Genomic DNA, 23221 nt, shown 5'->3' with positions numbered 1-23221 from the left:
TCCCTGGGTAATGGGTCCCTGCATTCGCAGGGACGACCGCGGAGGTTTGTGCGCGAGTTCGGCTCACCCTATATGCGAGCCCAGCAGCAACATCCGGACGACCAATGACCTCCACCGACGTCACCACCTCCATGTTCGAACGGATCGGCGGCAGCGCCACGATCAACGCTCTCGTCGACCGCTTCTACGACCGCATGGACACGCTGCCGGAGGCGAAGGTGATCCGCGCGATGCATGCGGACGATCTCAGCCTGATCCGGGACGTCTTGAAGCGCTATCTCACCGAATGGACCGGCGGCCCGCGCCTTTATACGCCAGAGAAAGGGCACCCGCGGCTGCGCCAGCGCCATTTCGGCTTTGCCATCGGCGACGCCGAGCGCGACGCGTGGATGCTCTGCATGCGCGGCGCGATCGAAGAGACGATCACCGACGCGGCCGCGCGACAGGATCTCGACAAGGCGCTGTCGGGTCTCGCGGACTGGATGCGGAACCGGCAGTGAGTTGGCGGCAGCGCCTCGACGCAAATCGAAGACGTGCAACGCACGTGCACATCGCATGCATCGCGTCAATTGAGTTCCGTGGCGATCGCCTGCTAATCTCCAGACATGACCGATAGTCTTCCCGACACCATCCGCCGCCTCTACACCGATCCCGGCGAATACATCGACAGCGATCATCCTGCTGTGCAGCAGTTCGCCAACGACGCCGTGCGCGCGGAGGCGAGCGCGCGCGAGAAGGCAAGCGTGCTCTACAAGGCGGTGCGCGACGGCATCCGCTATAATCCGTATGTCAGCATGCGCGTCGCCGAGACGTTTCGCGCCTCCAGCGTGCTCGCCGCCGGACAGGGCTATTGCGTCGGAAAGGCCGCGCTCTACGCCGCCGCCTGCCGCGTCCACGGCATTCCCGCCCGGGTCGGCTTCGCCGACGTCAAGAACCATCTCACCACCGAAAAGCTGCGTGCCAGCATGGGCACCGACATCTTCACCTGGCACGGCTTTACCGAGGTGCATGTCGACGGCGCCTGGCGCAAGGCGACGCCGACCTTCAACGACTCGCTGTGCGCCAAGGTCGGCGTAGCCCCGCTCGATTTCGACGGCCACACCGACGCGCTGCTGCATCCCTTCGACGGCGAGGGCCGCGCCTACATGCAATACGTCAACGACCGCGGCACCTATCACGACGTGCCGGCGAAGTTTTTGATGCGCGAGATGGCGCGGGACTACGCCAACATGCAGGGCGAGGATCTTTCGGGCCGCGACATGGAGCGTGAGGCGGAGAGGCGGTAGTTACAGCAACTGCGACCTCACCGTTTCCGCGCCTTCGCGCAACAGCGGCAGGAATCTCTCGATCAATTCCTGCGCCGGCACGCGGTCGACATGCGCGCCCATGTTGATGGCGGCGACGATGACGCCGTCATAGCGGCGCACCGGAACCGAGATCGAGCGGAAATGCGGCTCGGCCTCGCGGTCGACCAGCGAATAGTTTTGCGCACGGTCGGCGGCGATGCGCGTGAGCAACGCCTCCGGGTCCGTCACCGTCTGCTGCGTGAGCTGCTCGCGCGTCATCGCCTTCAGGCGCGCGGCAAGCTCGGCATCATCGAGCTGGCCGAGCATGGCGCGGCCGACCGAGGTGCAGAAGGCCGGCAGGCGATAGCCGATTTCGAGTCCGCCTGAGAACATCCGCGCCGGACTGCTGCGCGCGACGAACACGACGTCGTCGCCGTCGAGCACGGCGAGCGAGGAAATTTCGTTGGCCGCGGTCGCGACGCGATCGAGCACGGGCTGCAGCACGACGACGAGCTGGCTGGAACGCAAATACGACGCCGCCAGCGTCAGCACATGCGGTGTCAGCGAGAACAGCTTTCCGTCACCGGCGACGTAGCCGCCGCGTTGCAGCGTGAACAGCATGCGACGCGCGGTGGCGCGTGGCAGATCGGCGGCGCGGGCGAGGTCGCTCAGCGTCATCGGGCCAGCGTGCGTGCCGAAACACTGCAGCAGGCGCAGGCCGCGATCGAGCGCCTCGACGAAATCCGTCGCACGCTCCTCCGTCTCGCTCCGCTTCAGCTTGGGCATGGCGTGGGACAATCCTGCAAAATAGTGCTTGCCGCCTTTTCAAGGCATGTCATAATTCGCCCATTCGTTCAATAGGCGAACAAACACCCCTCCACAAGGATGCCCCCGCCATGATGAGCCAGGAGCAGAACGACCTGATCACCCGCACCGGGCCGAAGGATCCGTGCGGAAAGCTGATGCGGAGCTATTGGCAGCCGGCGGCGCTGGTGGATGAGCTGGAAGGCGATCGCCCGATCCGCCCCGTCAGACTGCTCGGCGAGAACCTCGTGCTGTTTCGCGACGAGACCGGACGTTACGGCCTGATGGATCGCCACTGCGCGCACCGCGGCGCCGATCTCGCCTTCGGGCGATTGGAGCATGGCGGCCTGCGCTGCGCCTTCCATGGCTGGCTGTTCGACGCCACCGGCCAATGCATCGAGACGCCCGCCGAGCCCAAGGATTCAAAGCTCTGCCACAACATCCGGCAGCGCTCCTATCCCGTGGTGGAGAAGAGCGGCATCCTCTGGGCCTATCTCGGCGAAGGCACCCCGCCGGCCTTTCCGGAGATCGACTGCTTCGTCGCGCCCGGCACACACACCTTCGCCTTCAAGGGCCACATGGCGTGCAACTGGCTGCAGGCGCTCGAAGTCGGCATCGATCCCGCGCACGCCTCCTATCTGCATCGCTTCTTCGAGGACGAGGACACCTCCACCGCTTACGGCAAGCAGTTTCGCGGCGCGTCCGCCGGAAGCGATCTGCCAATGACGAAGATCCTGCGCGAATACGATCGGCCGATCATCAATGTCGAGCACACCGAATATGGATTGCGGCTGATCGCGCTGCGCGAGATCGACGAGGAGCGCACCCACGTGCGCGTCACCAACCAGCTGTTCCCGCACGGCTTCGTCATCCCCATGAGCACGGAGATGACGATCACGCAGTGGCACGTGCCGGTCGACGACGAGAACTGCTATTGGTACGCGATCTTTACCAGCTACGCGAACCCCGTCGACAAGAAGAAGATGCGCGACCAGCGGCTCGAGCTCTATGAATTGCCCGACTACGTCTCGCGCAAGAACAGAGCCAACGATTACGGCTTCGATCCGCACGAACAGCAGACCGCGACCTATACCGGCATGGGCACCGACATCAACGTTCACGACCAGTGGGCGGTGGAATCGATGGGCGCGATCCAGGACCGCACCAAGGAGCATCTCGGATCGAGCGACAAGGCGATCGTGCAATATCGCCGCCTGCTGCGGCAGGAGATCGAGAAGGTCCAGGGCGGCGAGAAGCCGATGCTGTTTTTGGACGACAGCAGAGCACGCAGCATCCAGGGTCCGGCCACCATGGACGGCATCGGGCCGACTCAGGGCTGGGAGCTCTACTGGATGGAGGTCGACGTCAAGCGCCGCCGCGGCGCTCCCTGGGCCGCACCGGTGCCGAAGGAGATCGCCGACAACGTGCACCGGCTGACGGCGGCGGAGTGACGTCCATGCACGCACCCCGTAGGGTGGGCAAAGGCGCAACGCGCCGTGCCCACCATGTTTCTGCTCGGACGATAGAGACGGTGGGCACGCTTCGCTTTGCCCACCCTACGGCAGTTGAGGGAGTGATGAAGTGACTTTCGTCGCGCGTCATGCGCTGTGGTCGGATGAGCAGAAGGACGCCGCGGCGCGGATGCGCCGCCTCGTCGAAGAGAAGAACCTCGAGGTCATCCGCCTCGCCTTCCCCGACCAGCACGGCATTTTGCGCGGCAAGACCATCGTCGCCAGCGAAGCGATCGCCTCGCTGGAGAGCGGCTGCTCCATCACCACCACCATGCTGGCGAAGGACACCTCGCACCGCACGGTGTTTCCGGTGTTCACCGCGGGCGGCGGTTTCGGCATGAAGGAGATGGAAGGCGCAGCCGACGTGCTGATGGTCGCCGACCCCACCACGTTTCGCGTGTTGCCCTGGGCGCCGACGACGGGCTGGGTGCTGTGCGACCTGTATTTTGGCGACGGCCGCCCGGTGCCGTTCGCAACGCGCTCGCTGTATCGAAAGGTGCTCGACGAGCTCGCGGGCCGCGGCCACGATTTCGTCGCGGGGCTCGAAGTCGAATTCCACATCTTCAGGCTCGACGATCCGCATATGCGCGCTGAGGACGCGGGCCAGCCGGGCACGCCGCCGTCGGTGAGCCTGCTCAGCCACGGCTATCAATATCTCACCGAACAGCGCTTCGACCAGATGGAGCCGGTGCTGGAGATCTTGCGTCGCGACATCGTCGCGCTCGGCCTGCCGCTGCGCTCGGTCGAGGTCGAGTTCGGTCCGAGCCAGTGCGAATTCACCTTCGCGCCGAAGAAGGGCCTGGAGCCCGCCGACAACATGGTGCTGTTCCGCAGCGCCGTGAAGCAGATCGCGCGGCGCCACGGCTATCACGCCACCTTCATGTGCCGGCCGAAACTGCCGAACGTGTTCGCCAGCGGCTGGCACCTGCATCAGTCGGTCGTCTCGCGCGCGAGCGGTGAGAACCAGTTCATGGCGAAGGACGGCAGCGAGCCGCTCAGCGCGTTCGGCAAGGCCTGGCTCGCCGGCCTGCTCGACCACGCCCGCGCCTCCACTGTGTTCACCACCCCGACCATCAACGGCTACAAGCGCTATCGCTCCTACTCGCTGGCACCGGACCGCGCGATCTGGGGCCGCGACAATCGCGGCGTGATGATCCGCGTGCTCGGCGGCGCAGGCGATGCCGCAACGCGCCTGGAGAACCGCATCGGCGAGCCCGCCGCCAATCCCTATCTCTACATGGCCTCGCAGATTCTCTCGGGCCTCGACGGCGTCGACCGCAAGCTCGATCCCGGCCCCTCGGCCGACACGCCCTACGAGACCAAGGCCCCGCTGCTGCCGAAGAGCTTGCGCGATGCGGTCTCGGCACTGAAGGACGATCCGTTCTTCCGCGAGAAGCTCGGGGCGGAGTTCGTCGATTATTACACCCACATCAAGAACGCCGAGATCGACCGCTTCCTGAGCGAGGTGACGGATTGGGAGCACCGCGAATATTTCGAGGTGTTCTGAACCTGCGGGCAGAACACACCTCGAAGGTCTTTTCACCAGCGATAGCCGAGCGTCGCGATGACGGTCAGCGGGGCGCCGCGGTAGCAATAGCCGACCTGGCACGTCGTGTAGTGCAGGTTGAACAGGTTCTTGGCGTTGACCTGGAACGAGAGGCCCTTCAGCTCCTTCGCCGCCTGGCCGAAATCATATTTCAGCGCTGCGTCGACCAGGGTCACCGAGCTGTTCTTGAACGTGTTGAGATCGTCGCCATAGTTCGAGGACATGTAGCGCGCGCCGGCGCCGAGGCTCAGTCCTGCGAACGGGCCTGCCAGCGGCAGCGCGTAGTTCGCCCACAGCGTCGCGGTGTGCGGCGGATTGCCTGATGGAAACTTACCGATCAGCGCGCTGTCTCCGGCCTGCTTGGTGACCATGTCGAGATAGGTATAGGACGCGGTGATGTCGAAGCCGCCGCCGAGGCTCGCCAGCCCCTGCAGTTCGAAGCCGCGGCTTTGGATCTCGCCGCGCTGGACCGTGATGCCCGTTCCCGTCGTTACGAGACCGCCGGTCTGGGTCAGGTCGAACAATGCAGCGGTGACGAAACTCCGCGTCCCCAGCGGCTGATATTTGACGCCGATCTCGGTCTGCTCGCCGGTGGTGGGCTTGAAAAAGGCGCCGGAGGGATCGACGCCGAGATTGGGAAAGAACGAGGTCGAATAGGCGACGTAGGGCGCAACTCCGGAATCGAACACGTAGGTGAGCCCGGCTCGGCCGCTATAGGCCTGATCGGATTGCTGCTGCCGCGTCAGCGCGAACAGATCCTCACCGGTGGTGCGCACCCAGTCGCTGCGACCGCTCAGCGTCAGGATCCAGTGATCGAGTCTGGCCTGGTCCTGGATGTAGACGCCGGACTGGGTCTGCCGCTGCCGCGTCGAGGAGGAGATCGCGGGATCCGGAATCGATTCGGGCACATAGGCCGGGGCGGCCAGATTGAGATCGGAGACGCCGAAGCCAAATCCCTGCTTGTCGTTGAATTTCGACGACGTGTAGTCGGTGCCGACCAGGAACGTGTGCTGCACGGGGCCGGTGGAGAGCTTGGCCTCCACCTGGTTGTCGATGATGGCCGATTGCAGGGTGTCGTGGACGTAGCCGGTGTAGCGCGAGACGACATTGCCGACGGGCGCGCCGAGAAAACCGACATAGCGGGTGACCGCGTCGACATCGACGTAGCGGAATTTCTGGCGAACGGTCACGGCGTTGTTGAACGCATGCTCGAACAGATAACCGACGCGTCCCTGCTCCTGATCGAGCGAATTGTAGGACGGGCTGCCGGTGAAGATGTCGGTGGTCGTGCCGGTGCCCGACGAGTAGGTGAACATCGACCCGGGCGTCTTCGATTTCTGGTAGGCGCCGAGAATCGTCAGGGTCGTCGACTGATCCGGTTTCCAGGTGACGGCCGGAGCGATATAGGTGCGATTGTCCTTGCCGCCTGGCACGAACAGATCGGCGTCGCGCACCACGCCGGTCAGCCGATACGAGAACTGGCCGTTGGGATCGATCGGCCCCGAAAAATCGAAATTGCCCTGCGCACGCTCGCGGTCGCCGAACAGCGTCTGCACCTCGTGGAACGGCTGGCTGGTCGGCAGCTTGCTCTGCAGGTCGATCAGTCCGCCGGGCGAGCCGAGGCCGTAGAGCGCCGAGCTCGGTCCGCGCACCACGGTGATGCTGTCGGCGCCATAGGGCTCGGTCTTGAACACGCTGAGGCCGGCGCCGACGAGCCGCAGGCCGTCGAGATAGACGCCGTTGTAGGTGACGTCGAAGCCGCGGATCGCGATGGCGTCAAAGCGCGGATCGTAGCCGGAGGCATCGATGCGGACGCCCGGTTGATAGCCGACGGCCTCGGTCAGCGTCTGGACCGCGCGATCGTTGAGCTCCTTGCGCGTCACCACCGAGATCGACTGCGGCGTCTCCAGCAACGGCGTGTTCGTCTTCGTGCCCGCCGAGCTGCCGCTCGCAACATAGCTGCTCTCGCTCGACGCATTGGCGAGGCCGCTACCTGCCTCGCGCGTATTCGGGTTTCTGGTTTGCCCGGCTGCGGAATTGCGCGGCGTGGCGCGGCCACGCTGCGATTGCGAGGTGCGCTGGGCCGATTGGGCGCGCGGACGCACCTGGTTCGGCGCCTCGACCGTGACAGGCGGCAATGTCGCCGCCGTCGATGTCGAACTGGTTCCGGAAACCTGTGCAAACGAGGGCGTCGCGTGCAACACCATACCCAAGCCAGCCATGCCCAGGCTGGCCTTCATCATTTGTTCCCAGCCGGGCACCTGCCCGTCGTTGCGCCTCATCGTCTTTCCCAAGCTCCGTATTTGAACAACCCGGGAGTAATCAGATCGAGGCGCGCGCCGCCTTTGCGCGTGCGCAAATCACCTTTGATCGCGCGTGGAGGCTTTCGAGTTTACTGGCAGCGCTTCGGCGAATGGCCGAAACGCCTGCGGAACGCCGTGGCGAAATTGGCCGGATGGGCATAGCCGACCCGATAGGCCGCTTCGGAGACCGACAAGCGCTGGTGAATCAGAAGGGCACGTGCGGCATCGAGTCGCTGCGCGCGCAAATAATCGATTGCGCTCGCGCCATGCGCCATCTGGAATTTCTGGTTGAAGGACCTGCGGCTCAGCCCTGCGCTCCGCGCCAGCTCGTCGATGCTCCAGGGGTAGGCGAGATCGGCATCCATCCGTTCTTTGACCGATTGCAGCCGCATCCGTTGCAGGTCGGTAGCGGGATCGACCGCAATCCGGCCGCGCTCGCTGAACAAGGCGTGGACGATGACCTCGGCGGCGTGCGCGGACAGCAACAATCGACCTGCATGTCCCGCGACCGGCGGAGAGAACATCTCCGCCGCGACGGCCTCGATGCGTGGCGATGCCGTCAAAGAGATGACGGCCGTGCCTGCCCCGTCGTCTTTGAACAGCGCCTGAAAGGCGTCGCCCAGTCCAAGCTCAAAGATGGATGCCTTGGGAAGAGCAAGGCCGATGGCAGGACGATCGCCACAGCGTGCCGCGCGTTCCACAGCGCGATCTTCGCGCACGGCAATTGCCGTCATCTGCCTTTCGCCGCTGGCCGCGCGTGTCAGAATGCCGCGGCCAGCGCTCTCGTCGAATGCCACGGAGATGAACAGGCCCGAAGCTGCGATCGCAGGGCCGTCGGACTCAGCGCGGAATTCGCCCCTGACAAACACGCAGCCCGGAAAATCCAGCCATTGGCCCGCCGTCGAAGCGTCGGGCTGTGCGGAACCGATGTCGTCTTGAAGCCGCCCGACTATTTGATCGTAAAAGTCCCGCATCGAATTCCGCTTACGCAGCGGCTTCTTTGACGGCTGACGACGGCGCGCTCAAGGGCTCAGCGCGCAGTTTGGAGGATTTCGAAACTGGATTTGCTCGAAGAGGCTTTGCGCTGCGCGCGAGGGCGACGAACGCCTCAGATCCCCAGATATTTGTGCTGCAGATCCGGCTCGGCCATCAGCTCGTCCGAGGTGCCGCTCCACACCGTCTTGCCGCGCTCGATGATGAAGTGTCGATCGCAGATACGGGCGAGGTGGTCGACGTTCTTGTCGACGACCAGGATCGACTGCCCCCGGCTCTTGAGCAGCGACAGGCAGTGCCAGATCTCTTCGCGGATCAGTGGTGCGAGCCCTTCCGTCGCTTCGTCCAGAATGAGCAGCTTCGGGTTGGTCATCAGCGCGCGGCCGATCGCGAGCATCTGCTGCTCGCCGCCGGAGAGCTGGTTGCCCATGTTGGCCGCGCGCTCGGCGAGGCGCGGAAACAGCACGTAGATCGCGGCGAGTGTCCAGGGATTGGGGCTGTCGAAGCGATCCGCCGCGGCCGCGACCAGGTTTTCACGCACCGTGAGGTTCGGGAAGATCTGGCGTCCCTCGGGAACGAGCCCGATGCCGAGCTTCGCGATCCGGTAGGACGGAAGCTGCCTGACCTCGGTGCCCGCGAAACGGATGCTGCCGGCGCGTGCCGGGGTCAGGCCCATGATGGAGCGGATGGTCGTGGTCTTGCCCATGCCGTTGCGGCCCATCAGCGAAACCATCTCGCCCGGCTTGATCGACAGCGACAGGCCGAACAGCACCTGGGAGAGGCCGTAGCAGGTCTCGATGCCGTCGACGTCCAGCAGCGTGTCAGCCATGATGCGTCACCACGTGCTGGTCGCCGAGATAGGCGCGCTTGACGTCCTCGTTGGCCCGGATCGCAGCGGGATCGCCGGAGGCGATGACGCGGCCATAGACCAGCACCGAGATGCGGTCGGCGAGCGCGAACACCGCCGGCATGTCGTGCTCGACCAGCACGATCGAGACCTCTTTCCGCAGCTCCTGGAGCAGCTTCACCATGCCCTGGGATTCGGTGACGCCGAGACCGGCCATGGGCTCGTCGAGCAGCAGCAGTTTCGGCTTGCTGGCGAGCGCGACCGCAAGCTCGATCTGGCGCCGCTCGCCATGGCTGAGCTTCGACACCAGCACGTCGGCGCGATGAGCGAGGCCAACGCGGTCGAGCGCGGCGTGCGCGGCATCGCGCAGGCCCTTCTCCTTGCGCGCATCGGCGAAGAAACGGAACGAGGTGCCGGCATGGGCCTGCGCCGCCAGCGCGACATTGTCGGCGGCGGTGAAATCGAGCAGCAGCGAGGTGATCTGGAACGAGCGGGCAAGGCCCAGCGCGCAGCGGCGATAGGCCGGAAGATAGGTGATATCGCGCCCCCCCAGCGAGACGCTGCCGGAATGCGGTTCGAGATGCCCGGTCAGCTGGCTGATCAGCGTGGTCTTGCCGGCGCCGTTCGGGCCGATGATGGCGTGCAGCTCGCCCGCCGCGACGTCGAGCGAGACGTTGTCGGTGGCGATGATGCCGCCGAAACGGCGCACCAGCTTTTCGACGCGGAGCAGCGGTTCAGCCACGGCCGGCCCTCCCGAGCATGCCCATGATGCCGCCGCGCCCGAACAGGACGATGAGCAGCAAGAGCGGCCCCATGATCAGCGCCCAATATTCGGTGATCTGCGACAGGAATTCTTCGAGCAGCAGGAACACCACCGCGCCCATCACAGGGCCGAACAGCGTGCCCATGCCGCCGAGGATCACCATCACCATGAGGTCACCGGAACGGGTCCAGTACATCACGGCCGGGCTGACGAAATCGGTGTTGTTGGCGAGCAGCGCGCCGGCGAGGCCGCACATGGTGCCCGAGATGACGAAGCAGACCAGCTGGTAGCGTTTTGCGGGAAAGCCGATCGCCTGCATGCGCTGCTCGTTGGAGCGCAACCCCTGCACGACGAGGCCGAAGCGCGAATTGACGATGCGCCAGATCAGGAAGATCACGCCGAACAGGCAGGCGAGGCAGAGATAATAGAATTGCGTGCGGTTGCCGAGATCGATCAGCCCGGAGAAGTCGCTGCGCTTGTACACGGTGAGGCCATCGTCGCCGCCGTAACGCGCAAGGCCCGAGGCGACGTAATAGGCCATCTGCGCGAAGGCGAGCGTGATCATGATGAAATAGACGCCGCGGGTGCGAAGTGAGAGCGCGCCGATCACGAGGGCGTAGAGCGCGGAGGCCGCGAGCGCGACCGGAAACTGGATGAAGCCGCTCCCGACGCCTTCCTGCGCCAGCATGCCGACCGCGTAGCCGCCGATGCCGAGATAGGCGGCGTGGCCGAAGCTCATCATGCCGCCGAAACCCATGATGAGGTTGAGGCTTGCCGCGGCCAGCGCCAGGATGACGATGCGGGTGAACAGCGTCAGGATGAAGATGTTGCCGGACAGATGCGAATAGAGCGGCAACAGCACGAGGCCCGCCAGCATCAGGGCCGTGACGGCCTTGCTCACCGTGAAAGCCTTCATCGACGGTTGGCCGGAAACAGCCCCTCCGGCCGGACCACCAGCACGATCGCCATCAGGAGATAGATCAGCATGGACGACAATGCGGGTGCGGCGGTGGAGGCGGCGGCGCCACTCAGCACCTGCCGTAGCAAATTGGGCAGGAAGGCGCGGCCGAGCGTGTCGATCATGCCGACGAAGATCGCGGCGAGGAAGGCGCCGCGGATCGAGCCGATGCCGCCGATCACGATGATGACGAAGGCGAGGATCAGGATGTTCTCGCCCATGCCGATCTGCACGGTGAGGATCGGCGCCTGCATCAGCCCAGCCAATCCTGCAAGCGCGGCTCCCAAGCCGAACACCAGCGTGTAGAGCAGCTTGATGTTGATGCCGAGGGCACCGATCATCTCGCGGTTGGAGGCGCCGGCGCGGATCAGCATGCCGATGCGGGTGCGCATCACGCCGAGATAAAGCAGCAGCGCGACCAAGAGCGCGACAGCGATGATGGCGAGGCGATAGGCGGGATAGTGGATGCCGGGCAGGATCGGCACCGGCACGGTGAGCCAGACCGGCAGCGGCAGCGCGAGGCCCGCCGGCCCCCAGATCAGCCGCACGGCTTCGTTGAAGAACAGGATCAGGCCGAAGGTCGCGAGCACGTGGTCGAGATGATCGCGGCCGTAAAGATGCCGCAGCGCGCTCATCTCCAGCACGATGCCGAGCACCAGCGTCGCGCCGAGCGCCAGCAGCGCGCCGAGCAGGAAGCTGCCAGTCCACGCCGCGAAGGTCGCGGCGAAATAGGCGCCCATCATGTAGAGCGAGCCGTGCGCAAGGTTGACGAGATCCATGATCCCGAACACCAGCGTCAGGCCGGCGGCGAGCAGGAACAGCAGCAGGCCGAACTGCAATCCGTTCAAGAACTGTTCGACGACGAGCAGCATCAGGACTCTTTCAGGCGCATACGGACGCGCGCCGATGTTCGAACACAGTCGCCATCAGTGAAAGAGCTCCCCCTGCCTGTTCAAGGCGGAAAAATGGGTAATGGCAGTATCGTTCCGAGGCAAGAGCGATTCGACACCAAACATGCACTTTGTTGCATGCCGGTGCATGCGATCAAAATGACCTTGCAAAATGACCTTGCAAGAAGGCTGCCGCGCCGGGCTGGGGCAACCTGCCGCACCTCGTCATGCCCGGGCTTGTCCCGCCTGCGCGGCCGAAGCCGCTTCGGCGCGGCGAAGGCCCGCGCATCCAATTTCTTCGTGCCGCGCGGTGAGATGTGGATGGCCGGGACAAGCCCGGTTCATGAAGACCTCTGTTGCATGAATGCGATCACCCTCCCCCGTTGCCGGAGGAGGGTGCTGCAATCTTCGGCTCCCTGGATGCGTCTAGTGCGACGTCATCTGCTGGGGAAGGTCATCCGGCTCGGCGAGCACGCTGTTGGCCGTCGAGGCCTCCAGCGCCGCCATCCGGAACAGATAGGCGAGCGTCGCCAGTCCGGTGTCTTCCGCCATCTGCGCCAGCTCGAGCGCCATGTCGGACATGTAGCCGAGATTCTCGTCCCTGGTCTGCGCCATGATCTGGTTGTCCCGCATCATGTTCGACATCTCAGGCGCTCTTTCGTTGCGCGGCAGCAGCGCCGCAGAGGTTGGCACGGGCGATACAGTCGATCCGCGGACCGTCCTGCTGGACCACGCTCGTCATCCCGATCCGGTCGCGCACGACATCGAGCGACTCCTGACGGATCTCGATCGTCGCCGCCATGGTCCAGGAATTTTCCACCAGTGCCGGCAATCCCAGCGGCGTGACGACGAATCCGATATCGTGGAACCGCGGCAGCCACCAGGTCTCCATGACGAGACAAAGCCGCTCAATGCCCTGCTCCAGGCAGAACTCCTGCGCCGCCGCCATCAATTGCAGATTGAACAAGCCGTCACGGCGCTCGCGCGAGACGAAGAAGCGCGACCATTCCCAGATCAGAGGGTCCGACGGACAACCGCGCACAGACGCGAGATGCGGGAACACCTCGCTGATCATCGTCGGCCTGGTGGTGGGATACAGGCGCGAGCCGCCGAGCACCCGGCGGTTCTCCAGCGCCAGCAGATAGACCGCGTCGTCATTGTCGTAGGTGTCGATCTCGCGTCCGTCAGGCTTGCGCAACGCTTCCCATTTCCGTTCCTCGACGAATATCTCGTGGCGGATCCGGAAATGCTGTTCGAGGACGTCCTCGTAGAGGTGCCGATTGACGGCCGAAATCACATGAATCATGAACTCCCCCATGGCTCGCAATGGGGGAAACCTCAGCGAAAACGGCCGAGCCGACTATTGGGAAATTTCCCAGTAGCCGAATATTTCAGGGATTGATGATTCTGTGGCGGATCGCGATCGCGACCGCATGCGTCCGGTTGACCGCACCGAGCTTGCGCGCGGCAGTTGCAAGATGCTCTTCGGCGGTGCGTTGCGTGATGTGCAGGATCTCGCCGATCTCCCAGGCTGACTTGCCTTGCGAGGCCCAGGCGAGCGCCTCGCGCTCGCGGGGCGTCAGGCGCATCGACGGATGCGGCGTCGGATCGAGCAGACGGCGAATGTGATCGAAGCCGTACATCCCGATCAGGTGCAGTGCCGGCTTGCTGCGCGCATTGAGGTCGAGGTGGACGCCGCCGAGCGAGACGCCGGCCTCGTAGCCGGTCAGGCCGTGGATCGGCACGACGAAGCCGCGCGACATGCGGAAGTCGGCGGCGCGCCGCATCACTTCCACCGCGCCCGGCTCCGAATCCGGATCGTACGGGGCTTCAGACCACTCGAACGGGTTCACCGTCTGCCGGCATTTGCGGATCACGGGATCGACGCGGTCGTAGCTTTTCTGGGTGTAGAGGCTGAACCACTCCGCCGGCCATTTCTTGGCCAGCACCATCTGGGAAAAGCGCTGCTCGGGATTCGGCAAGCCCGTCACGATGATATGTTCGAAGCCGTACCGGCCGAACGCGGTCGCGAGCGCGTCCATGGCATCCGGAACCTTGGTATAGGCTCCGAGCCCTTCGATGAAGTCGAGCGCCTCGCGGCCATAATCAACGGCATCAACGGCGGACATTCGGTACGTTTCCTGACCTTCGCCCTCGCATATAGCACGTATTTGGGGACTGCCTCAATTCGCTGCTCCCCGTAGTTTGCCGGTATTCCGTCCGCCTGAAGATTTAATCTACTTGTGGCAGAATGGGCGTCACGATACACCTGAAGCGTCTGCAGCGGGAAACTCACGATGGAAGACGAGGACATCGCCCTCAACAGCGTGCTCGGCCTGGAATTGAACCGCGTGTTTTTCGCCGTCCGCGAAACGGCAAACAAGCAGAAGATCATCGAGTTCGCGCGCAAGGTGCTGCAAAGCGAGCGTGCAGAGCTGGCCGACAGCCGCTTGCCCGAGGGCCCGGCGAGCTAGAGCGCAGTTGCGGCGTTACGCGCTCCGCGACGCCCTTGCACTCGAACACGCTGATTTTAATCGAAACATTCCGACCGTAAAGTTGCTTTCCCTTCGCCCCTTGTGGGAGAAGGTGGCGCGAAGCGCCGGATGAGGGGTTCTCTCCGCGCACTCACTGCGACAGGATCATTCGCGGAGAGAACCCCTCACCCGTCTCGCCGCTGCGCGGCGATCCACCCTCTCCCACAAGGGGAGAGGGGAGAGGTCGCCGCCACGATCCTCTTTCGGACGCAAACAGCATGATGACGCTGCGCCAGGTGGAAGTGATCCGTGCCGTGATGGTGACGGGCACCATCGGCGGCGCGGCCAAGCTGCTCAACGTCTCGGCGCCGGGGATCAGCCGCCTCGTCAAATACACCGAGCGCTCCCTCGGCATCCGTTTCTTCCAGCGCCAGAACGGGCGTTACTTCCCGACGCCGGAAGCCGAGAACATCTTCGAGCAGATCAACGGCGTCTACAAGAAGGTCGACGACCTCTCCGAGATCATCTCCAAGATCGGCCGTGGCGGCCTCTCCGAACTGCGCATCGGTTCGGTGCCGAGCATCTCGCAGGTGATGGTGCCGCGCGCGATCGAGCGCGTGCGCCGCCGCTATCCCGACCTCGGCATCGACATCAACATCCTCAAGCTCGAGGAGGCCATCGACTATCTCATGCTCGGCCGCGGCGAGTGCGTTGCGATGAGCTATCGGCTGGAGCATTCCGCGCTCGACTTCATGCCGCTGGCCTCGGGCGAATTGTACTGCATCGTGCCGCCGGGCCACGAGCTCGCCGGCCGCAAGCAGGTCTCGGCCGCCGAGATCACCCGCTATCCCTTGATCGGCATCGACCCCAACGATCCCTACGGCCGCATCATGGCCGAGATCTTCGCGCGCCACCGGCTCGACTACAACATCACCATCCGCGCGCGCTTCGGCACCACGGTCTGCGCGCTGGTGAAGGCCGGCCTCGGCATCGCCATCATCGACCAGTTCACCGTGGCCCATGGCGGCTATCCCGGGATCGAGTTGCTCAAGATCGCCGAGCCGACGCGGTTCGACACCTATATCGCGGTCAAGCGCGGCGCGCCGCTGTCGCTCCATGCGGAGGCCTTCATCGCAGCGCTGCGCGCCGAGATGCAGGCGGTCGAGCCGTCCCGCGGCCGCGGCAAGATCGCGCCGGGACGCGGCCGGAAGAAATAACATAATGTTAGGTTCACCACATAAAAGGGTAATTGTGTTAGCCTTGGGAAAGACTATCGTCGGGTCAGGAAGCCCCTTGGAATTGCGCGGGTTTCCCCGCTAATGACCGGGACAGAACGCTCCTTTTGAGACGATAGCGAACCATGTCGAAGCGCGGATACGCCGCCAGCCAGAAGCTCCTCACCGGCCTGATCGGCGCGCCGATCGCGCACTCCGCGTCTCCCGCCATGCATGAGCGCGCCGCCGAGGCGCTCGGCCTGCGCGGTCACTACCAGCTCATCGAGGTCGCGGGGGCTGACGCGTCGGGGCTGCGCATGATGCTCGAAGGCGTGCGGCGGCTCGGCTTTGCCGGCGTCAATGTCACCTTTCCCTACAAGGAGGCGGTGGTCCCGCTGCTCGACGAACTGGCGCCGGCTGCGGCGACCATGGCCGCGGTCAATACCGTCGTCGTCAGGGATAACAGGCTGATCGGCCACAACACCGATACGACCGGCTTTGCGCGTGCCGTCGCCCCGCTGCTGGCGCGCACTGGAAACGCGGTGGCCGTGATCGGCACCGGCGGCGTCGGCAAGGCGATCGCCTTTGCGCTGGCGAACCTGAAAGTGGCTGACCTCCGCATCTTCGACAGCGAGCCGGCGCGAGCGGAAAAGCTTGCGACGCTGCTGGCCCCGCACGGTGGCGCGCGGGTGGCCCGAAGCGTCGAGGATGCGCTTGCCGGCGCAACCGGCCTCGTCAACGGCACGCCGGTCGGCATGCTGCCGAACCGGGACACGCCGGTGCCGGCGGCACTGCTCAGGGCAGACCTGTGGGTCGCCGACGCCGTCTATTCGCCGCTGATCACGCCGCTGCTCGCCGCAGCGCGAGAGAAAGGCGCTCGGATCATGACCGGTCGCGAGCTCGCGATCTACCAGGCCGCCGACGCCTTCGAACTGTTCACCGGCCTTGCCCCATCGACTGACGTCATGGGAGAGGCTTTCGATGCCGTGATGGCTGCGCGCAGCGCCGCCTATCAGGCAGCTTGAGACAAAGCGGCCGGATACAAGGCCGCTTGCAAAACTTGAAACGTGAGGAGACGACGATGAAATCAACGCTAATGGTGGGCGCGCTGCTCACCGCCCTGACGGCCACCAGCGCCTTTGCCCAGGCGATCAAGCTCGCCGATGTCGCCGAGCTCTCCGGCGGCGGCGCCACCGTCGGCACCAATTGGAAGAACGGCATCGACCTCGCGATCGAGGAGATCAACGCCAAGGGCGGCGTGCTCGGCCGCAAGCTGGAAGTCACCCACGCCGACTCGCAGTCCAACCCGGGCGTGGCGCGCGCCCAGGTGCAGAAGGCGCTCGATGCCGAGCCCTATGTGCTGCTCGGCCCCGGCTATTCCGGCTCGGTGAAGGTGACGGCGCCGCTGGCGGCCGAAGCCGGCATCGCGCAGATCATGGGCGGCGAGGCCGCCGAGCTGACGCAGGCCGGCAACAAGTTTCTGTTCCGCACTTCCTTCGGCCAGCAATCCTCTATGCCGAAGGTCGCAAAATACATCCACGACGACATGAAGGCGAAGACGGTCGCGGTGGTCTGGGTCAACAACGATTTCGGCCGCGGCGGCCGCGACATGGTGACCAAGGAGCTCGAGCGGCTCGGCTCCAAGGTCGTCGCCGATCTCTCGACCGAAGCGGGCCAGGCCGACTTCGCTGCTGACGTCGGCAAGATCAAGGCGGCCAATCCCGATGCCGTGTTCGTCTATCTCAACGAGGAAGAGAGCGCGCGCATCCTGAAAGAGCTGAAGCGCCAGGGCGTCACCGCACCGCTGATGGGCGAGACCACGCTGATCGGCCAGAAGGTGATCGAGCTCGCCGGCGATGCCGCCAACGGCGCACGCGGCCATGTCGGCCTCACCACGGATGCGCCGGTCGATTTGATCAAGGCGTTCCGCGAGAAGTTCTCCAAGAAGTACAATTACGTCCCCGACCATAACGGCCTGAAGGGCTATCTCGCCGTCTACATGGTGAAGGCCACCACCGAGAAGATGGGCAAGGTCGACCCGAAGAAGTTCGCCGAGACGCTGCACGGCCTCACCATCAAGGCCGCGGACGAGCCGGGCATCCTGATGGACGTCACCTTCAGCGACACCGGCGACATCGATCGCCAGAGCTTTCTGGTCGAGGTGGTCGAAGGCAAGCAGGTCGTGAAGCAGGTGCTGCCGAAGGTGAAGTGAGGTCTATCCTTCTCCCTCGCCCCGCTCTTCGCGGGGAGAGGGTCGGGGTGAGGAGGAGTTTGGCTCGCGGAGAGAGCCCCTCACCCCACCCTCTCCCCGTAAGGACGGGGAGAGGGAGCGATCGGCCTGAATTCGCATCAAGTCTGCTCGGCCTCTAACGATCCAAGAGAACCCATGTCCAACCTATTCGATCTTCTGGTCGCGGGGCTCGCCACCGGCGCGATCTATGCGCTGGTCGCGGTCGGCTTCACGCTGCTGTGGCAGACCTCGCAGACCATCAATTTCGCGCAAGGCGAGTTCGTGATGCTGCCGGCGTTCCTGATGCTGGCGGCGATGCACGCCGGCGCGCCGTTCTGGCTCGCGATCATCCTCGGCATCCTGCTCTCGATGATCCTTCTCGGCCTCGGCTTCAAGATGCTGCTGGTCGATCCCATGATGCGCCACGGCGTGCTGCCGCTGGCGATTGCGACCATGGCGCTCGCCATTGGCCTCAAGGAAGCCGTCAAGCAGTTCTTCAGCGCCGAAGCCTCGCCCTTTCCCTCGATCGTGCCGACCGGTGACGTCTCCATCTTCGGCCACGCGGTGTCGCTGCAGAGCATCGGCGTGCTCATCGTCGCCATTCTCGCCGTGGTTGGCCTCACCACGCTGCTGAACCGCACGTCGCTCGGCCACCAGATGCAGGCGGCGGCGCAGAACCCGACGGTGGCGCGTATCATCGGCGTGCCCGTGGAGCGCATGATCCTGCTGACCTTCCTGATCAACGCTTTCCTGGTCGCGCTGGCCTCGCTGCTGATCACGCCGATCTATCTCGCAAAATTCTCCTCCGGCGAGGTGCTGGGCCAGGCCGCCTTCATCGCCGCGATCGTCGGCGGCTTCAACCAGGTCCGCGGCGCGATCGCCGGCGGCCTCCTGATCGGCGTGCTCGACAATCTCGCGGCCGCCTATGTCTCGACGCAGTACCGCGCCGCCGTGCCGATGATCTTCCTGATCGCCGTCATCCTGTTCCGGCCGCAAGGATTGCTCGGCCGCGCCGAGGAGCGCACGGTATGACCGGCTTCGCCAAACCCCTGAAGATCGCGCTCGGCCTTGCCGTCATCGCCGGCCTGATCGTCGTCCCCATGAACTTCAACCGCTACGGCCTGTTCATCCTGAGCCAGTGGGCCGTGATGAGCATCGCCGCGATGGGGCTGAACCTCACGCTCGGCTATGCCGGCCAGGTCTCGCTGGCGCAGGGCGCCTTCGTCGGCATCGGCGCCTATGCCGCGGCGATCATGACCACGCATGGCTGGCCGCTGCCCGCCGCGATCCTCGTCGCGATCGTCTTGAGCTTCGCGGTCGGCTGGGTGCTCGGCTATCCCGCGCTGCGCGTGCAGCACCACTATCTCGCCTTCGTCACGCTGGCCTTCTCCACCCTCGCCTTCCTGGTGTTCCGCAATGAGAGCTGGCTCACCGGCGGCATCTACGGCATCTCCAACATCCCGCGCCCGCACATCTTCGGCATCGCCACCAACAAGCCGCTGCCGTTCTATTATGTCTGCCTCGGCACGCTCGCGATCGTGTCGCTCGCGGTATGGTGGCTGATCCGGTCGCCCTGGGGACGCGCCTTCATGGCGCTGCGCGAAAACCCGCTGCGCGCGCAATCGCTCGGCATCGACACGCGCCGTTACACGCTGATGGCCTTCGCGATCGGCTCGGCGCTCGGCGGCGTCGCCGGTGCGCTCTATGCGCCGCTGACGCAATATATCGACCCTGTGCCGTTCAACCTGTCGCTCTCGCTCGATCTCCTGATGATGGTGATCGTCGGCGGCGCGGGCTTCTATTTCGGTCCGTTCCTCGGCGCGATGATCGCGGTGCTGCTGCCGGAATGGCTGCGCTTCACGGAGGGCTATTATCTGATGCTCTACGCGATCGCGGTGATGCTGCTGCTGATCTGGTCGCCGACCGGCATTTTGGGAATTCTCGACCGCTATCTCGCCGAGCGCCGCACCAAGGCCGCGTCCGCATTGCGCGCCGTCGCAAAATCCCGCCTGGAGACGGCGCAATGAGTGCGGTCCTCGAAGTCACCGACATCAAGAAGAATTTTGGCGGCATCAGCGCCGTCGACAGCGTCTCCTTCGACGTGCGCGAAGGCGAGATCCTCGGCCTGATCGGGCCGAATGGCTGCGGCAAGTCCACGCTGTTCAACTGCATCCTCGGCCAGCTCACCCCAAGTGGTGGCGAGGTCAAGCTCGACGGCAAGCTCGTCACCGGGCTGCGTCCCGCCGAGCTCAACAAGCTCGGCGTCAGCCGCACCTTCCAGCTGCTGCAGGTGTTCCCAAAGCTCTCGGTGCGCGAGAATTTGATCCTCGCCGGACAGGAGCACCAGGGCAACATGGCCTCGCGCCTGGTCGGCCGTTCCGATGCCGGCCTCACCGACGCCGCCAACCAGATGATCGGCTTCTTCAAGCTCGACCATCTCGCCGACGAGCCGGCCGGCGGCCTGTCCTACGGCCAGCAGAAGCTGCTCGATGCCGCCATGGCCTTCATGGGCGGCCCGCGCCTCGTGCTGCTCGACGAGCCCGCCGGCGGCGTCAACCCGTCGATGCTGGCGGACCTCAAGGAAAGACTGGTTGCGATCAACCGCGAGAAGAACGCGACCTTCGTCGTGATCGAGCACAATATGGAGTTCGTGATGTCGCTGTGCTCGCGCGTGATGGTGATGGCGGAAGGCAAGGTGCTGGCGATGGGCCGGCCGGACGAGGTGCGGAAAAACCCGGCCGTGATCGAAGCCTATTTGGGACATTGACCATGAGCGATCCGATCCTCTCGGTGCACAATCTCGTCGGCGGCTACGGCAAGATGACGATCTTGAACGGCACCACTTTCTCGGTGCCGGCGGCCACGATTACCACCATCATCGGCCCGAACGGCGCCGGCAAATCCACCGTGTTCAAGGCGATCTTCGGCCTGCTCAAGCTGCGCGACGGCAAGATCAGCTTCGCCGGCCGCGACGTCACGAACCTGAGCCAGCGCGCGTTGCTCAATGCCGGCATCTGCTACGTGCCGCAGGGCCGCAACATCTTTCCGGAGCTGTCCGTCCGCAGCAACATCGAGCTGGGCGGCGTCTCGGCCGGCAAGGGCCTCGACCTGCCGGCGCGCATCGAAGCGGCGCTCGATCTGTTCCCGGCGCTGCGCCGCAAGTCGACGCAACAGGCCTCGACATTATCTGGCGGCGAGCAGAAGCAGCTCGAGATCGCGCGCTCGCTGCTGCTCGAGCCGAAGCTGGTGCTGATCGACGAGCCCTCGATCGGCTTGTCGCCGCTGATGGTGCAGCAGACCTTCGACATCCTCAAGAGCCTGCGCGACCGCGGCGTCACTATCCTAATGATCGAGCAGAACGCGCGCTCGGCGCTGGAAATCTCGGACATCGGCATCGTGCTCGAGCTCGGCCAGACCCGCATGGTCGACGACGCCAGGCGCATCCTGAACGACCCGCGCATCGGCCAGCTCTTTCTTGGCGGCGCCATGGAGGAGAGTGCGGCATGAACAAGCGCTCGATCGCAACGGTCTCGCTCTCAGGCAGCCTCGACGAGAAGCTCCGCGCCATCGCATCCGCCGGCTTCAACGCGGTCGAGATTTTCGAGAACGACCTGCTGTCGTTCGGCGCAGGCCCGCGCGACATCGCAAAGCTCTGCGGCGATCTCAACCTGAAGATCTCTGCGTTCCAGCCGTTCCGCGATTTCGAGGGCATGCCGGAGCCGCAGCGTGCGCGCAATTTTGCCCGCGCGGAGCGGAAGTTCGATTTGATGCAGGAGCTCGGCACCGATCTGCTGCTGATCTGCTCCAACGTCTCGCCTGCCTCGCTCGGCGGCATCGACCGCGCCGCCGACGATTTTCGCGAGCTGGGCGAGCATGCCGCCAAACGGGGCTTGCGGGTCGGCTACGAAGCACTGGCCTGGGGCCGCCACGTCAACGACTATCGTGACGCCTGGGAGATCGTGCGACGTGCCGATCATCCAGCGATCGGCATCATCCTCGACAGCTTTCATGCGCTGGCGCCGGGACTTCCGACCCGCGCGATGGCCTCGATCCCCGGCGACAAGATCTTCCTGGTGCAGCTCGCCGACGCGCCCAAGCTCGAGCTCGACATTCTCTCGTGGAGCCGGCATTTCCGCTCCTTCCCCGGCCAGGGCGATCTGCCGGTCGGCGAATTCATGGCGGCTGTCGCGGCGACCGGCTATGCCGGACCGCTGTCGCTGGAGATCTTCAACGACCAGTTCCGCGCCGGCTCGGCCGCGCAGACCGCGCTCGATGGCCTGCGCTCGCTGATCCTGCTGGAGGACCAGCTTGCGCCGGATTGGCCGAAATTCGCCGCCGAGCCGCTGGCGCCGAAGGCGAAGAGCCGCGGCACCGGCTTCATCGAGTTTGCGGTCAACGAGACCAAAGCCGGAGACCTCGCCCGCCTGTTTTCGCAGCTCGGCTTCCGCAAGACCGGTCAGCATCGCAGCAAGGCTGTGGAGCGCTGGACGCAAGGCAAGGTCGAGCTCGTCATCAACAGCGAGACCGACGGCTTTGCGCATTCGCATTATGTGACGCACGGCCCCGGTGTCTGCGCGATTGCGCTCGACGTCGACAATGCCGGTCTTGCGATGCAGCGTGCCGAAATGCTGAAGGCGCGCACCTTCTATCAGCCGGTCGGACCGGGCGAACTGGAGATCCCCGCGATCCACGGCGTCGGCGGCAGCCTGCTCTATTTCCTCGATCAGGCCGGCAAGAACTGGGACACCGATTTCGAGCCGGTCGCGAGCGATGCGGGCACCGACGCGCTGCTCGCGGTCGATCACATCGCGCAGTCGATGCCCTATGACGAGATGCTGTCCTGGCTGCTGTTCTACACCGGCATCCTCGACCTGAAGCGCCTGCCGCAGATGGAGATCGCGGACCCCCGCGGCCTCGTGCAGAGCCAGGCCATCGTCAACGAAGACCAGAGCCTGCGCTTCGTGCTCAACGGCTCCTCAGCCAACCGCACGCTGCCGGCGCGCTTCATCTCGGAGTTCTTCGGATCAGGCGTGCAGCACGTCGCGTTCTCGTGCCGGGACATCTTTGCGACGGTAGCCGCGATGCGCCAGCGAGGCGCGGATTTTCTCGATATCCCCGACAATTATTACGACGACATCGAAGCCAAATACGATCTCACCCCGGAGCTGATGGCACAGCTGCGCGCCAACCACATTCTCTACGACCGCGAGGGCGACGGCGAGTTCTTCCAGGTCTACACCCACATCTTCGACGAGCGGTTCTTCTTCGAGATCGTCGAGCGCAGGGATTATCAGGGCTTTGGCGCAGCGAACGCCGGCATCAGGCTGGCAGCGCAAGCGCGCGAAGTGCGACCCGCGAGCATGCCGCGGGTGTAGGTGCCTCTTTCCCTCTCCCCTTGTGGG

The 23221-nt window shown here is 64.8% G+C and carries 23 protein-coding genes; 13 read left to right on the top strand and 10 right to left on the bottom strand.

Annotated features, from left to right (window positions below; translation table 11 throughout):
* Positions 1 to 104 precede the first annotated feature (104 nt).
* Positions 105 to 500, top strand: a complete 396-nt coding sequence (locus tag SE92_RS25615; RefSeq protein WP_063199618.1) for a group II truncated hemoglobin — start codon at positions 105 to 107, stop codon at positions 498 to 500.
* 105 nt (positions 501 to 605) lie between these two features.
* Positions 606 to 1286 (top strand): transglutaminase-like domain-containing protein, encoded by a 681-nt coding sequence (locus SE92_RS25610; RefSeq protein ID WP_063199615.1) that lies wholly within the window; start codon positions 606 to 608, stop codon positions 1284 to 1286.
* Here the strand turns inward: SE92_RS25610 and SE92_RS25605 are convergent, their stop codons facing one another.
* Positions 1287 to 2072 (bottom strand): IclR family transcriptional regulator domain-containing protein, encoded by a 786-nt coding sequence (locus SE92_RS25605; protein WP_063199613.1) that lies wholly within the window; start codon positions 2070 to 2072, stop codon positions 1287 to 1289. It lies immediately after the preceding gene.
* Between the two features lie 110 nt (positions 2073 to 2182).
* On the opposite strand from SE92_RS25605, the gene SE92_RS25600 reads away from it, so the two are divergent.
* Entirely contained in the window at positions 2183 to 3541 is a 1359-nt protein-coding gene (locus SE92_RS25600) for an aromatic ring-hydroxylating dioxygenase subunit alpha (protein WP_063199610.1), read from the top strand.
* A gap of 130 nt (positions 3542 to 3671) precedes the next feature.
* On the top strand, positions 3672 to 5108 hold the full coding sequence (locus SE92_RS25595; protein WP_063199607.1) for a glutamine synthetase family protein: 1437 nt from the start codon (positions 3672 to 3674) through the stop codon (positions 5106 to 5108).
* 32 nt (positions 5109 to 5140) lie between these two features.
* Here the strand turns inward: SE92_RS25595 and SE92_RS25590 are convergent, their stop codons facing one another.
* The 9 genes from SE92_RS25590 to SE92_RS25550 form a co-directional block, all read right to left on the bottom strand.
* Positions 5141 to 7429 carry a TonB-dependent siderophore receptor gene (locus SE92_RS25590; RefSeq protein ID WP_245324688.1) on the bottom strand — a complete coding sequence of 763 codons (2289 nt, stop codon included), beginning with the start codon at positions 7427 to 7429 and terminating at the stop codon, positions 5141 to 5143.
* A 110-nt stretch (positions 7430 to 7539) separates the two neighbouring features.
* Positions 7540 to 8424, bottom strand: coding sequence for a helix-turn-helix transcriptional regulator (locus SE92_RS25585; protein ID WP_063199605.1), 885 nt, complete (start codon positions 8422 to 8424; stop codon positions 7540 to 7542).
* Positions 8425 to 8558: 134 nt separating this feature from the next.
* Positions 8559 to 9272, bottom strand: a complete 714-nt coding sequence (locus tag SE92_RS25580; RefSeq protein WP_063199602.1) for an ABC transporter ATP-binding protein — start codon at positions 9270 to 9272, stop codon at positions 8559 to 8561.
* Entirely contained in the window at positions 9265 to 10032 is a 768-nt protein-coding gene (locus SE92_RS25575) for an ABC transporter ATP-binding protein (RefSeq protein ID WP_063199599.1), read from the bottom strand. Before SE92_RS25575 ends, SE92_RS25580 begins: the two co-directional genes overlap by 8 nt.
* Complete coding sequence (locus SE92_RS25570; RefSeq protein ID WP_063199597.1) at positions 10025 to 10969, bottom strand: branched-chain amino acid ABC transporter permease; 945 nt, start codon at positions 10967 to 10969, stop codon at positions 10025 to 10027. Before SE92_RS25570 ends, SE92_RS25575 begins: the two co-directional genes overlap by 8 nt.
* Positions 10966 to 11883 (bottom strand): branched-chain amino acid ABC transporter permease, encoded by a 918-nt coding sequence (locus SE92_RS25565; protein WP_063199594.1) that lies wholly within the window; start codon positions 11881 to 11883, stop codon positions 10966 to 10968. Before SE92_RS25565 ends, SE92_RS25570 begins: the two co-directional genes overlap by 4 nt.
* Positions 11884 to 12327: 444 nt before the next feature.
* Positions 12328 to 12546, bottom strand: a complete 219-nt coding sequence (locus SE92_RS25560) for a hypothetical protein (RefSeq protein WP_063199591.1) — start codon at positions 12544 to 12546, stop codon at positions 12328 to 12330.
* Between the two features lies 1 nt (position 12547).
* Positions 12548 to 13207, bottom strand: coding sequence for an acyl-homoserine-lactone synthase (locus tag SE92_RS25555; RefSeq protein WP_063203754.1), 660 nt, complete (start codon positions 13205 to 13207; stop codon positions 12548 to 12550).
* 85 nt (positions 13208 to 13292) lie between these two features.
* Complete coding sequence (locus SE92_RS25550) at positions 13293 to 14030, bottom strand: helix-turn-helix transcriptional regulator (RefSeq protein ID WP_063199589.1); 738 nt, start codon at positions 14028 to 14030, stop codon at positions 13293 to 13295.
* Between the two features lie 168 nt (positions 14031 to 14198).
* Between SE92_RS25550 and SE92_RS36090 the strand changes: the two genes are divergently transcribed.
* The 9 genes from SE92_RS36090 (at position 14199) to SE92_RS25510 (ending at position 23194) form a co-directional block, all read left to right on the top strand.
* Positions 14199 to 14375, top strand: a complete 177-nt coding sequence (locus SE92_RS36090; protein ID WP_157095670.1) for a hypothetical protein — start codon at positions 14199 to 14201, stop codon at positions 14373 to 14375.
* Between the two features lie 278 nt (positions 14376 to 14653).
* Entirely contained in the window at positions 14654 to 15592 is a 939-nt protein-coding gene (locus tag SE92_RS25545) for a LysR family transcriptional regulator (RefSeq protein WP_063199587.1), read from the top strand.
* A gap of 143 nt (positions 15593 to 15735) precedes the next feature.
* The gene (locus SE92_RS25540; protein ID WP_063199584.1) at positions 15736 to 16614 is read left to right on the top strand and encodes a shikimate dehydrogenase; all 879 of its coding nucleotides are present in this window, start codon (positions 15736 to 15738) and stop codon (positions 16612 to 16614) included.
* A 56-nt stretch (positions 16615 to 16670) separates the two neighbouring features.
* The gene (locus SE92_RS25535) at positions 16671 to 17801 is read left to right on the top strand and encodes an ABC transporter substrate-binding protein (protein ID WP_063199581.1); all 1131 of its coding nucleotides are present in this window, start codon (positions 16671 to 16673) and stop codon (positions 17799 to 17801) included.
* Between the two features lie 174 nt (positions 17802 to 17975).
* Positions 17976 to 18851, top strand: a complete 876-nt coding sequence (locus tag SE92_RS25530) for a branched-chain amino acid ABC transporter permease (RefSeq protein ID WP_063199578.1) — start codon at positions 17976 to 17978, stop codon at positions 18849 to 18851.
* Positions 18848 to 19846, top strand: coding sequence for a branched-chain amino acid ABC transporter permease (locus SE92_RS25525; RefSeq protein WP_063199576.1), 999 nt, complete (start codon positions 18848 to 18850; stop codon positions 19844 to 19846). The genes SE92_RS25530 and SE92_RS25525 overlap by 4 nt, the downstream gene beginning before the upstream one ends.
* Complete coding sequence (locus SE92_RS25520; protein ID WP_063199574.1) at positions 19843 to 20586, top strand: ABC transporter ATP-binding protein; 744 nt, start codon at positions 19843 to 19845, stop codon at positions 20584 to 20586. Before SE92_RS25525 ends, SE92_RS25520 begins: the two co-directional genes overlap by 4 nt.
* 2 nt (positions 20587 to 20588) lie before the next feature.
* Positions 20589 to 21326, top strand: coding sequence for an ABC transporter ATP-binding protein (locus SE92_RS25515; protein WP_063199571.1), 738 nt, complete (start codon positions 20589 to 20591; stop codon positions 21324 to 21326).
* Entirely contained in the window at positions 21323 to 23194 is a 1872-nt protein-coding gene (locus SE92_RS25510; RefSeq protein ID WP_063199570.1) for a bifunctional sugar phosphate isomerase/epimerase/4-hydroxyphenylpyruvate dioxygenase family protein, read from the top strand. The genes SE92_RS25515 and SE92_RS25510 overlap by 4 nt, the downstream gene beginning before the upstream one ends.
* Positions 23195 to 23221: the final 27 nt, after the last annotated feature.

Origin of the sequence: Bradyrhizobium sp. AT1, from assembly GCF_001590795.1 — a bacterium.
Taxonomy (GTDB): Bacteria; Pseudomonadota; Alphaproteobacteria; order Rhizobiales; family Xanthobacteraceae; genus Bradyrhizobium.
This window is presented reverse-complemented; position numbering and strand designations above follow the sequence as displayed.